Raw genomic sequence first — 11,939 nt, forward strand, 5'->3', positions numbered from 1 at the left:
CTCGGTGCCTTTGCGCGCGCAGGCGTCGGCCTGTACGGAACTGGCATGAGCGGCATCGGCAGCCCGCTGCTGCGTGCTGACCTGGTGGGTGATGTCGCTGGCAAACTTCACCACCTTGTACAAGCGGCCCTTGCTGTCGAAGATCGGGTTGTAGGACGCCTCCAGGAACACCGTCTGGCCCGACTTGCTGACCCGCTCGAAGCGGTGGGAATGGTACTCGCCACGGTTCAACGATGCCCAGAACTCACGGTAAGCAGGGGATTCGCGTTCAGCCGGCAGGCAGAACAGACCGTGATGCCTGCCCACCACCTCGTCCAGCGCGTAACCCATGGTGTCGAGAAAATTCTGGTTGGCCTGCATCACCCGGCCTGCCGGGGTGAACTCGATCACGGCCATCGACCGGCCTATGGCGTTCAGCCAACGTTCGCGCTCATGTTCCAGTGCTGCGCGCTGGCTGATGTCTGCGGCCACCTTGATCACGCTCACGACCTGTTGCTGCGCATCGAGCACGGGCATGTAGCTGGCCTCAAGCCACACTTCACGGCCCTGCTTGTCGATACGCTCGAAGGTGCCGCTGACAGGCGTGCCCTGCCCCAGGTCATGCCACAACTGCCGGTACTGCGCGCTGTCGGCGTAATCGGGCGCGCAGAACAACCGGTGGTGGCGACCGCGCAGCTCCTCGGCGTCATAGCCCATGGCGTGGCAAAAGCGCGGGTTGGCATCGATGATGATGCCGTCAGGGGTAAATTCGATCATTGCCATGCACTGGCTGATAGCGGCGAGTTTGGCCTTGGCATCGGCCAGTGCCTGGTGGCTGCGCTGTATTTCTTCCAGGTCGGACTTGCGATGGAAATCGAACATACCCCGGCCTCCTTTCCGCTCGGTGTTCAGAGCATAGATCGCCGTTTGCACCGCGTGAGGCCCATGCGCCGCCATGGGCGTCAGGTGCTCTCGCGCACCATCAGCTCGAACCCCAGGTCCTGCTGGCCCGGCGCTACCGCTTTGCCATCAAGCAGCGCCAGCAATACCTGGGCAGCGCTCCGACCAACGGCAGCTCTAGGGGTACGGATGGACGTGAGCCTGGGCACCATGTGCGCCGACGCCGGCAGGTCATTGAAGCCGACCATGGCCACCCGCTGGGGCACCTGCACGCCCTGGCGCAGCGCCTGCAGCACCGCGCCCTGCGCCAGGTCGTCGTTGCAGAAGAAGATACCGTCGACATCCGGCGCCTGCTCCAGCAACTGGCTGAACAGCTCGCCGCCCAGCGCGATGGAGGACGGCTCAGGCGTCAGCACCTCCCGTTCGGCTACGTGAAGGCCGGCTTCAGCCAGGGCCTGGCGAAAGCCCTCGGCGCGCTGCATCACCCTTGGGTCCAACTGCGCTGCTATGAAGCCAAGCCGGGTGCGGCCACGCTCAATGAGGTGGCGCGCTGCCGCCCGGCCAGCCTGTTGCTGCGAGAAACCGACGGAGAATGCCTCTGAGGTTCCGTCGAGCTCCATCATGTGCACGCAAGGTACCCCACTGGCCGCCAGCATCTGGCGGGCAGCCTCGCTGCGCTCGAAGCCTGTAAGCAACATGCCGCACGGCTGGTAGGCCAGGTAGTTGCGGATCAGGTTTTCTTCTTCGGCCAGGTCGTAGTGGTAATTGCCGATCAGCACCTCGAGGCCACGCGGGCGCATGACCTCGTGGATGGCCTCCAAAGTGTCGATGAACAGTTGGTTGGACAGCGACGGGATCAGCACCACCACCGACTGGCTGCGTGCCGACGCCAAAGCACGGGCAGCCGGGTTTGCCACATAACCCAGGCTGGCAGCGGCGGCGGCGACCTTGGCCGCCAGCTCTGGTGCCACGGTGCTGACCCCACGCAGGGCACGAGATGCGGTAATCGGGGAAACCCCGGAGAGCCTGGCCACTTCTGCCAGGGTGGGACGGCCGGTAGTGCGGGAGCCAATGCGGGACATGATGTTGTAATTTTACTACTTGCAAGGAGTGGGAACGGCCTCTAAGGTAGCGCTGTCCCAAGAAGCAGGCAACGTGTCTTTGGCCATCGCGCCGCACGCGCTTGCAGATGGGCGTCCATACTGCGTTTGCACAAGACCAATAACACCGGGGAGGTTGCGTTTCGTCCTCGACGAGACAGCGCTATCTCACCCCGCAGGAGGTACTGATGAACTCTTCCCTGCCCGCCATTGTGGTAATGGGAGTGGCCGGCTGCGGCAAAAGCAGCATCGGCGCTGCTATTGCTGCCAGAAGCGGCGGCCGCCTGATCGAGGGCGACGCCTTCCACCCCGCCGACAATATTCGCAAGATGAGCGCCGGCATTGCGCTGGATGACGACGACCGCGCCGGCTGGCTGGTGCGCCTGGGCCAGGAACTGCAAGCCAGCGCCCAGGCAGGCGAGCGGCCTATCCTGACCTGCTCTGCGCTCAAACAGCGCTACCGCGACACCTTGCGCGCAGCCATGCCGGGCCTGGTGTTCGTGTTTCTGGAGCTGTCCCCCGCCCAAGCGGAACAACGGGTACTGGCGCGCCCCGGGCACTTCATGCCCGCCAGCCTGATCGACAGCCAGTTCGCGGCGCTTGAGCCGCCCCACGGTGAGCCACGCACGCTGGCACTGGAAGCCACCCAACCCATCGCCGCCCTGGCCGAAGCCGTAGACTCCTGGCTAAAGCGCTGCGGTGATCAGGTACTGGCGCAAAGCGCCTGACGCGGCGTTTGCCTGATCACCAGAGACAGCGCTACCCCGCCCTCGCCGAAGGGTCGATTCAACAACAGCATTGCCAAAACAACGATAAGACCGAGGCCTTCACATCATGTTCGGACTGGCTACTGATACCTTCCTGCTGCTCGACGCGCTGGTCACCATCGTCGGGCTGATCCTGCTCATCACCCACTTCAAGGTTCACCCCTTCGTTGCCCTTACCTTGGCCGCAGGCTTTCTGGGCCTGACCTCCGGCATGCCGGTGGCGAAGGTCATGAAGTCGTTCCAGGACGGCTTTGGCGGCGTATTGGGTTTCGTCGGCATCGTGCTGGCGCTGGGCACCATGCTCGGCAAGCTGATGGCCGACTCCGGGGGGGCTGACCAGATCGCCCAGACCCTCATCCGCGCCTTCGGCAAGAAGAACGTGCACTGGGCCATGATGTTCGCCGCCTTCCTGGTGGGCATCCCGCTGTTTTTCGAAATCGGCTTCGTGCTGCTGATACCGCTGGTTTTCATCGTGGCACGTCGCTCCGGGGTCTCGCTGATCAAGATCGGCATCCCGTTGCTGGCCGGCCTGTCCGTGGTGCACGGCCTGGTCCCGCCGCACCCGGGCCCGCTGCTGGCCATCGGCATCTTCCATGCGGACATCGGCAAGACCATCTTCTACGGCCTGATCGTAGCGCTGCCGACCGCCATCATCGCCGGGCCGCTGTTCGGCAACTTCATCTCCCGCTACATCCCGGGCCAGCCATCCCAGGAGCTGATGGACCAGATTGCCAAGGAATCCGACCAAGGCAACCTGCCCAGCTTCAGCGTGACCCTGATCACCGTGTTGCTGCCGGTGGTACTGATGCTGCTCAAGACCTTCGCCGACGTGGTACTGCCCGCCGAGCATATCGTGCGCCAGTGGATGGACCTGATCGGCCACCCCATCACCGCGCTGCTGGCCGCACTGCTGCTGGCTTTCTACACCTTCGGCTCGGCCCGCGGTTTCAACCGCCAGCAGATCATGAAGATGCTCGACCACAGCCTGGCGCCCACCGCAGCCATTGTGCTGATCGTGGGTGCCGGGGGGGGCTTCAAGCAGATGCTGGTGGATACCGGCGTGGGCAACGTGATAGGGCAGATGGCTGTGCAGGCCGAGATTTCCCCGATTCTACTGGCCTGGCTGGTAGCGGCGGTGATCCGTATCGCCACCGGCTCCGCCACGGTGGCAACCATCACCGGGGCCGGCATCGTCGCGCCGGTGATCGACCTGGTACCCGGGGTGAACCGTGAGCTGCTGGTGTTGGCCACGGGCGCGGGCTCGCTGATCCTGTCACATGTGAACGATGCCGGCTTCTGGCTGGTGAAGCAGTACTTCAACATGACCGTCGCAGAGACCTTCAAGACTTGGAGCATGATGGAGACCATTCTTTCGGTCGTCGGCATCATCTTCATCATGCTGCTGTCGCTGGTGGTGTGACCGTTGATCGGGGTAATGGCACCTTGACGCCGTGGGCAGGGCCAAAGCTTGCGTAACCGCCCTGCCCTAAGCCAAGGAGACTGCCATGACCCGTTCGAGCTTCCTGCTGGTCGCATTGCTGGCCTCGCCGTTGACGTTCGCCGCTGGCACCGGCCCCACGTACCCGGACGACCCGCACAGCCAAGCGCCCAAACCCGGTGTGGACAGCACCTTGAACCCGATTGAAAAGCCCGTGCCTACCGACACCGACCCTCGCCTGCAAGGGCATGACCCGGACAGCCCGCCTGCCATACAGAACGACAACCGCGACTTGCCGGGCATGGACGCCACCGGTTCTGAAGGTGCTGGTAAGAGTGGCCAGGGTGCTGCGAAACCCTGACAACGGGTTGCATCACGGTGAATGAGCCGGACTTATCATTCGCCGTGATAATAAAGTTCAGCCCGTTCGATTCGTGCCCTACGCGTAACACACTCACACTCCGCCCATTACTAATAGGTTGGCGGAGTTCTCCATGGAACCATCACTCAAATCCCTGCGCTTGCCCCTCACTGCCCTGGCAGTCGTGGTGGTCAGCGCATGCGGCCGTACCCCCGACACCGCGCAGGCTCCGGTTGCGCCGAAGGTCACCGTCGCCAAGGTGATCGAACAGCCGATCAACGAGTGGGATGAGTTCACCGGGCGCCTGGAAGCGCCGGAAACCGTCGAAATTCGCCCACGGGTTTCGGGGCAGATCGACCAGGTGGCGTTCACCGAAGGCGCCCAGGTACGCAAGGGCGACCTGCTGTTCCAGATCGACCCGCGGCCGTTCCAGGCCGAAGTACGGCGCCTGGAGGCCCAGGTTCAACAGGCCAAGGCCACTGCCATTCGCAGTGCCAACGAAGCCCGCCGCGGCGAACGGCTGCGTGACAGCAATGCCATCTCTGCAGAATTGGCTGAGTCGCGCAGCAGCGCGGCCGCCGAGGCACGCGCCGGGGTCGACGCCATCCAGGCGCAGCTTGACCTGGCCCGCCTCAACCTCAGCTTCACCCGCGTGACCGCGCCCATCAGTGGCCGGGTCAGCCGCGCTGAATTCACCGCCGGCAACATCGTTACCGCCGATGTCACACCGCTCACCAGTGTGGTTTCGACCGACAAGGTGTACGCCTACTTTGATGCCGACGAGCGCGTCTACCTCAAATACACCCAGCTGGCCCGCGACGGCCAGCGCGGCCAGACCACGCCGGTGTACCTGGGGCTGACCAACGAAAACGGCAACCCACACCTGGGCCAGATGAACTTCGTCGACAACCAGGTCAACCCGCGCACCGGCACCATTCGTGGCCGCGCGGTGTTCGACAACAAGGCCGGCGGCTTCACCCCGGGGCTGTACGCCCGGCTCAAGCTGGTGGGCAGTGCCCAGTACGATGCTGTGCTGATCAACGATGAAGCCGTGGGTACCGACCTTGGCAAGAAGTTCGTGCTGGTCATGGACAAGGACAACAAGGCAGCGTACCGCGCCGTCGAACTGGGGCCCAAGCTCGAAGGCCTGCGCATCGTGCGCAGTGGCCTGGGCAAGGACGACCGCATCGTGGTCAAGGGCCTGCAACGCGTACGCCCGGGCTCCCAGGTAACGCCAGAGGAGGCGCCGATGGCCAGCGAGCAGACGCTGGCTGCACTCGCCCAGCAGCGCCAGGCCCTGGAAGCCAGCAACCCCACGCCCAAGGTGGCAGGCAATAACGCTAAAGCTGCCAGTGCCCAAGCGCCGCGCGGTTAAGGGAACACACCGATGAACTTCTCAAAATTCTTCATCACCCGGCCTATCTTCGCCGCGGTGCTGTCGCTGGTACTGCTGATTGCCGGCTCGATTTCACTGTTCCAGCTGCCGATCAGCGAGTACCCCGAAGTGGTGCCGCCTACGGTGGTGGTGCGCGCCAACTTCCCCGGCGCCAACCCCAAGGTCATCGGCGAAACCGTCGCGGCGCCGCTGGAGCAGGCCATCACCGGGGTGGAGAACATGCTCTACATGTCTTCCCAGTCCACCGCCGATGGCAAGCTGACGCTGACCATCACCTTCGCCCTGGGCACCGACCTGGACAACGCTCAGGTGCAGGTGCAGAACCGCGTGACCCGCACCCAGCCCAAGCTGCCAGAAGAAGTGACCCGCATCGGTATTACCGTCGACAAGGCGTCCCCGGACCTGACGATGGTGGTGCACCTGACCTCACCGGACAACCGCTACGACATGCTGTACCTGTCCAACTATGCCATCCTCAACATCAAGGACGAACTGGCGCGCCTGGGCGGTGTGGGCGACGTGCAGCTGTTCGGCATGGGTGACTACTCGCTGCGCGTCTGGCTGGACCCGAACAAGACCGCCTCGCGCAACCTGACCGCCAGCGACGTGGTGGCCGCGATCCGTGAGCAGAACCGTCAGGTGGCGGCAGGCCAGCTGGGCGCACCGCCCGCACCGGGCTCCACCAGCTTCCAGCTGTCGATCAATACCCAGGGCCGGCTGGTCAACGAAGAAGAGTTCGAGAACATCATCATCCGCGCTGGCGCGGACGGTGAGATCACGCGCCTGAAGGACATCGCCCGGGTGGAGCTCGGTTCCAGCCAGTACGCCCTTCGCTCGCTGCTGAACAACCAGCCGGCGGTCGCCATCCCGATCTTCCAGCGCCCAGGCTCCAACGCCATCGACATCTCGGACGAGGTGCGGGCAAAGATGGCCGAACTGAAAAAAGACTTCCCCGAGGGCATGGACTACAGCATCGTCTACGACCCAACCGTCTTCGTCCGCGGCTCCATCGAGGCGGTGGTGCACACCCTGTTCGAAGCGCTGGTGCTGGTGGTACTGGTGGTGATCCTGTTCCTGCAGACCTGGCGCGCGTCGATCATCCCGCTGCTGGCAGTACCGGTTTCGCTGATTGGTACGTTTGCCGTCATGCACCTGTTCGGGTTTTCGCTCAACGCGTTGTCCCTGTTCGGCCTGGTACTGGCGATCGGTATCGTGGTGGACGACGCCATCGTCGTGGTGGAGAACGTCGAGCGCAACATCGGCCTGGGTCTGAAACCGCTGGAGGCCACCCAGAAAGCCATGAGCGAGGTCACCGGCCCGATCATCGCCACCGCGCTGGTGCTGTGCGCAGTGTTCGTGCCTGCCGCGTTCATTTCCGGCCTCACCGGCCAGTTCTACAAACAGTTCGCGCTGACCATCGCCATTTCCACCGTGATCTCGGCGTTCAACTCCCTGACCCTGTCTCCGGCCCTGGCTGCGGTGCTGCTCAATGAACATCATGCACCCAGGGACCGCTTCTCGCGCCTGCTCGACAGGTTGCTGGGTAGCTGGCTGTTCGCGCCGTTCAACCGCTTCTTCGACCGTGCCAGCCACCGCTATGTGGGCGGCGTGCGCCGGGTCATCCGCTCCAGTGGCATTGCACTGTTCGTGTATGCAGGGCTGATGGGCCTGACCTACCTGGGCTTCTCGTCGACCCCGACGGGTTTCGTGCCCGCCCAGGACAAGCAATACCTGGTGGCCTTCGCCCAACTGCCAGACGCCGCCAGCTTGGACCGCACTGAAGCGGTCATCAAGCGCATGAGCGAAATCGCCCTCAAGCAACCCGGCGTGGCCGACTCGGTGGCCTTCCCTGGCCTGTCGATCAACGGTTTCACCAACAGCCCGAACAGCGGCATCGTGTTCACGCCGCTCAAGCCGTTTGACCAGCGCAAGGACCCGAGCCAGTCGGCTGCAGCCATTGCTGCCGCGCTTAACGCCCAGTTCGCCGACATCCAGGACGCCTACATTGCCATCTTCCCGCCACCACCGGTACAAGGCCTGGGCACCATCGGCGGTTTCCGCCTGCAGATCGAAGACCGCGGCAACCTGGGTTATGAAGCACTGTATAAAGAAACCCAGAACATCATCGCCAAGAGCCACGACGTGCCAGAGCTGGCGGGCTTGTTCACCAGCTACCAGGTGAACGTACCCCAGGTGGACGCGGCCATCGACCGGGAAAAGGCCAAGACCCATGGCGTGGCGATCACCGATATCTTCGACACCCTGCAGGTGTACCTGGGCTCGCTGTACACCAACGACTTCAACCGCTTCGGGCGCACGTACCAGGTGAACGTCCAGGCTGAACAGCAGTTCCGCCTGGATGCCGAGCAGATCGGCCAGCTGAAGGTACGCAACAACCTGGGCGAAATGATCCCGCTGGCCACGTTCCTCAAGGTCAGCGACACATCCGGGCCTGACCGGGTAATGCATTACAACGGTTTCATCACCGCCGAGATCAATGGCGCCGCAGCCCCCGGCTACAGCTCTGGCCAAGCCGAGGCGGCCATCGAAAAACTGCTCAAGCAGGAACTGCCCAACGGCATGACCTACGAATGGACCGACCTTACCTACCAACAAATCCTGTCGGGCAATACGGCGTTGTTTGTGTTCCCGCTGTGCGTACTGCTGGCCTTCCTGGTGCTTGCCGCCCAGTACGAGAGCTGGAGCCTGCCATTGGCGGTGATCCTGATCGTGCCCATGACGCTGCTGTCGGCCATCACCGGGGTGATCGTGTCGGGCGGTGACAACAACATCTTCACCCAGATCGGCCTGATCGTACTGGTGGGCCTTGCCTGCAAGAACGCCATCCTGATCGTTGAGTTCGCCAAGGACGAACAGGCCAAGGGCCTCGACCCGCTGGCAGCCGTGCTCGAAGCATGCCGCCTGCGTCTGCGCCCGATCCTGATGACATCGATCGCCTTCATCATGGGTGTGGTGCCGCTGGTGTTCAGCTCCGGGGCCGGCTCGGAAATGCGCCATGCCATGGGTGTGGCAGTGTTCTCGGGGATGATCGGCGTGACGGTGTTCGGCCTGTTCCTTACCCCGGTGTTCTTCTTCCTGATCCGCCGTTTCGTCGAACGTCGCCAGGCCCGCAAGGCCCAGCACGCGCCTTCGCTGGAGAGCCACGCATGAACCTGCTCAAACCCTTGACCCCAAGCCTGCTGGCATTGGCCCTGGCAGCCTGCGCCGTGGGGCCGGACTACAACGCCCCGGCCACAGCCCCTGCGCAATTGGCGGGGGGCAGCCAGGCCCAGGGCTATGACCGCAGCCGCTTCGAAACCCTGTGGTGGAAGCAGTTCGACGACCCGGTGCTGAACCAGCTGGTTCAGGCTTCGTTGCAGGGCAACCGTGACTTGCGGGTAGCCTTTGCTCGGCTGAAGGCTGCGCGTTCGATCCGTGAGGACGCCGAGAACGACCCCTTCCCCGTGGTCACCAGCCGCGCCAGCAGTGAGATTGGCAAAGGCCAGGTGCCAGGCCAGACGGAGCGCCGGGTCAACACCGAGCGCTATGACCTGGGCCTGGACATGGCGTGGGAACTTGACCTGTTCGGCCGCATCCAGCGTCAGATAGAAGCCAGCCAGGCGCAGGAGGCGGCGGCAGCCGCAGACCTGCAACAGTTGCAGGTCAGCCTGATTGCCGAGCTGGTGGATGCCTACGGCCAGTTGCGCGGGGCACAACTGCGCGAAAAGATCGCCTTGGCCAACCTCAAGACGCAGCAGCAATCACGCACCATCACCGAAACCCTGCGCGATGCGGGGGTGGGCAACGAGCTGGATGTGGTGCGTGCCGATGCCCGCCTGGCCGGTGTGGAAGCCAGCGTACCGCAACTGCAGGCGCAACAGGACCGGGCACGGCACCGTATTGCCACGCTGCTCGGCCAGCGCCCCGAGGCGCTCAGCGTTGATTTGGCGCCCAAGGCGCTGCCTGCCATCGCCAAGGCCCTGCCGGTGGGCGACCCCGGCGAGTTGCTGCGCCGGCGCCCGGATGTCCGCAGTGCCGAGCGCCAGTTGGCCGCTGCCACGGCCAACGTGGGCGTTGCCACCGCCGACCTGTTCCCGCGGGTCAGCCTCAGCGGGTTCCTGGGGTTCACTGCGGCCCGGGGCTCGCAGATCGGCTCGTCGGCGGCCAACGCCTGGGCGCTTGGGCCCAGCATCACCTGGGCCGCGTTCGACCTGGGCAGCGTGCGTGCGCGGCTGCGGGGTGCCAAGGCCGACGCCGAGGGTGCCTTGGCCAACTATGAGCAACAGGTGTTGCTGGCCCTTGAAGAGTCGGCCAATGCCTTCAGCGATTACGACAAGACCCAGCAGCGGCTGCTGTCGCTGATGCGTCAGAGCGACGCCAGCCGCAAGGCTGCGGAACTGGCCTCTATCCGTTACCGCGAAGGCACGGTGGACTACCTGGTCTTGCTCGATGCCGAGCGCGAACGGCTGAGCGCCGAAGATGCCCAGGCGCTGGGTGAAGTGGACCTGTACCGCGGCATTGTCGCCATCTACAAGGCCCTGGGTGGTGGCTGGCAACCTGAAACACTCGCCAGCACACACTGAGGTCCCTGTTCCAGGCTCCTTTGGTTGGCTCGTCCAGCCAGCGTTTGCCCCGCCGGCTCGTGCCTGCGGGGCTTTTTTTGCTGGGTGTGCCGTGAGTGTTCGTTGCAACGGGGTCTGCGGCGATTTGATTGAGCGCCGCTCGCGCGGCGCATCGCGAGCTGCGCTCGCTCCTACAGTGTTGCGTGCGCACCCAACGCCGAATGGCTCCTGTTCTCGGGACGCGGTTGCATTTCCCAATCTGCTGGCCCAAGCTCTGCCCTTCCGCCGCTACGGACCGTCCGATGCCCAGACGCAACCGCTACCTGATCGCCCTGCTGCTGCTGATCGTGGTGGCGGCTTCGTTTGGCTACCTGTGGCGCGACGTGAAGCCTGCGCAACCCTCGCTGCCGGCTCACAGCTATGTGAAAGCCCTGCGCCAGGCTCATGACGGGCAACCGGGGGCGGCACGTGTGCTGTATCAGCAACTGCAACGGGATGACCTGCAGCCCATCCGCCGTGCCGCACTCTATACCGAGCTGCCCAATTATCCGTCGCCGCAGGCGCTGAAACTCGCTCGCACAGACCTGGAGCATGAAGAGCCGATGGTACGGCGGGCAGCCATCGCGGGTATCCGCCGGCTGTTGCCCGCCGCCCAGCGTAGCCTGGTGCTTGGGCCGCTGCTGGAGGACGCCGATCAAAGCGTCCGCTTCGCTGCAGTGGATGCGTTGGTAGGCCTCGATCCTGATGCCATCGGCCTGTATTTCGGCCCGTTGCAAAAGGCCGTGGCGGAATACCAGCAGGTACTGGAGCAACAACCGGAAGATGTCGATGCCCAGGTACACCTCGCACGGCTTTACCTGCACGAGGCCGACTACGCCCAGGCGGGCAAAGCCATCGACCGCGCGCTGGCCGCCGCCCCCAATGACCTCGACGCCCTGGCTACCCAGGTCCGCCTGCTGGAGCGCCAAGGGCAGCACGACGCCTCACGCCAGGTGCTGGGTAAGGCATTGGCCCTGAGGCCTGACTCAGCCTTCCTGCAGCACGAGCTTGGCCTCTGGCTGATCCGTCACGACCAACGCGAATACGCCCTGCTGGCCCTGTCCCGCGCCGTGGAGCTGGATGCGGACGATGCCGACTACCGCTACACACTCGCCGTGACCTTGCACGACCTGGAGCAACATGATGCGGCTCAAAAGCAACTGGAGGCCGTACTCACCCGTGAGCCGGCCAACCGCCGCGCCCGCGTGCTGCTGATCAAGTACTGGAAAGAGTCAGGGCAATTGCAAAATGTGCAGGTGTTACTGGCCGAGCTGGAGCGGCAGAACCCTGACGACCCGTTCTTGCAACAGGGGCTATAGCAATCCGACTGTTTTGTTGAACCCTCCTTCTGGCACAAGGTCGAGAGCATATCGGGCTACCATTTCAGGAGAGCCATC

General features: G+C 64.1%; 8 protein-coding genes and 1 pseudogene. 7 read left to right on the forward strand and 2 right to left on the reverse strand.

What is annotated here, in order from left to right:
• Positions 1-75: 75 nt before the first annotated feature.
• Both PPA02S_RS23595 and gntR read right to left on the reverse strand, forming a co-directional pair.
• Positions 76-936, reverse strand: a pseudogene (locus tag PPA02S_RS23595) (PAS domain-containing protein); the annotation flags it as partial.
• A gap of 5 nt (positions 937-941) precedes the next feature.
• Positions 942-1,961, reverse strand: a complete 1,020-nt coding sequence (gene gntR / locus PPA02S_RS06355; protein WP_028633922.1) for an HTH-type transcriptional regulator GntR — start codon at positions 1,959-1,961, stop codon at positions 942-944.
• Between the two features lie 206 nt (positions 1,962-2,167).
• On the opposite strand from gntR, the gene PPA02S_RS06360 reads away from it, so the two are divergent.
• From PPA02S_RS06360 to PPA02S_RS06390, 7 genes are all read left to right on the forward strand, one after another.
• Positions 2,168-2,707, forward strand: coding sequence for a gluconokinase (locus tag PPA02S_RS06360; RefSeq protein WP_028633921.1), 540 nt, complete (start codon positions 2,168-2,170; stop codon positions 2,705-2,707).
• A 106-nt stretch (positions 2,708-2,813) separates the two neighbouring features.
• Complete coding sequence (locus PPA02S_RS06365) at positions 2,814-4,166, forward strand: GntP family permease (protein WP_028633920.1); 1,353 nt, start codon at positions 2,814-2,816, stop codon at positions 4,164-4,166.
• A gap of 85 nt (positions 4,167-4,251) precedes the next feature.
• A complete protein-coding gene (locus PPA02S_RS06370; RefSeq protein WP_028633919.1) occupies positions 4,252-4,545 on the forward strand; it encodes a hypothetical protein in 294 nt (97 codons plus the stop codon).
• Positions 4,546-4,678: 133 nt separating this feature from the next.
• Positions 4,679-5,920 carry a multidrug efflux RND transporter periplasmic adaptor subunit MexE gene (gene mexE, locus PPA02S_RS06375; protein WP_028633918.1) on the forward strand — a complete coding sequence of 414 codons (1,242 nt, stop codon included), beginning with the start codon at positions 4,679-4,681 and terminating at the stop codon, positions 5,918-5,920.
• A gap of 12 nt (positions 5,921-5,932) precedes the next feature.
• The gene (locus tag PPA02S_RS06380) at positions 5,933-9,112 is read left to right on the forward strand and encodes an efflux RND transporter permease subunit (RefSeq protein WP_028633917.1); all 3,180 of its coding nucleotides are present in this window, start codon (positions 5,933-5,935) and stop codon (positions 9,110-9,112) included.
• Positions 9,109-10,524 carry an efflux transporter outer membrane subunit gene (locus tag PPA02S_RS06385; RefSeq protein WP_028633916.1) on the forward strand — a complete coding sequence of 472 codons (1,416 nt, stop codon included), beginning with the start codon at positions 9,109-9,111 and terminating at the stop codon, positions 10,522-10,524. The genes PPA02S_RS06380 and PPA02S_RS06385 overlap by 4 nt, the downstream gene beginning before the upstream one ends.
• 281 nt (positions 10,525-10,805) lie before the next feature.
• Positions 10,806-11,861: a tetratricopeptide repeat protein gene (locus PPA02S_RS06390; protein ID WP_028633915.1), complete on the forward strand. Its 1,056-nt coding sequence runs from the start codon at positions 10,806-10,808 to the stop codon at positions 11,859-11,861.
• Positions 11,862-11,939 lie beyond the last annotated feature (78 nt).

This window comes from Pseudomonas parafulva NBRC 16636 = DSM 17004 (genome assembly GCF_000730645.1).
GTDB classification, from domain to species: domain Bacteria; phylum Pseudomonadota; class Gammaproteobacteria; order Pseudomonadales; family Pseudomonadaceae; genus Aquipseudomonas; species Aquipseudomonas parafulva.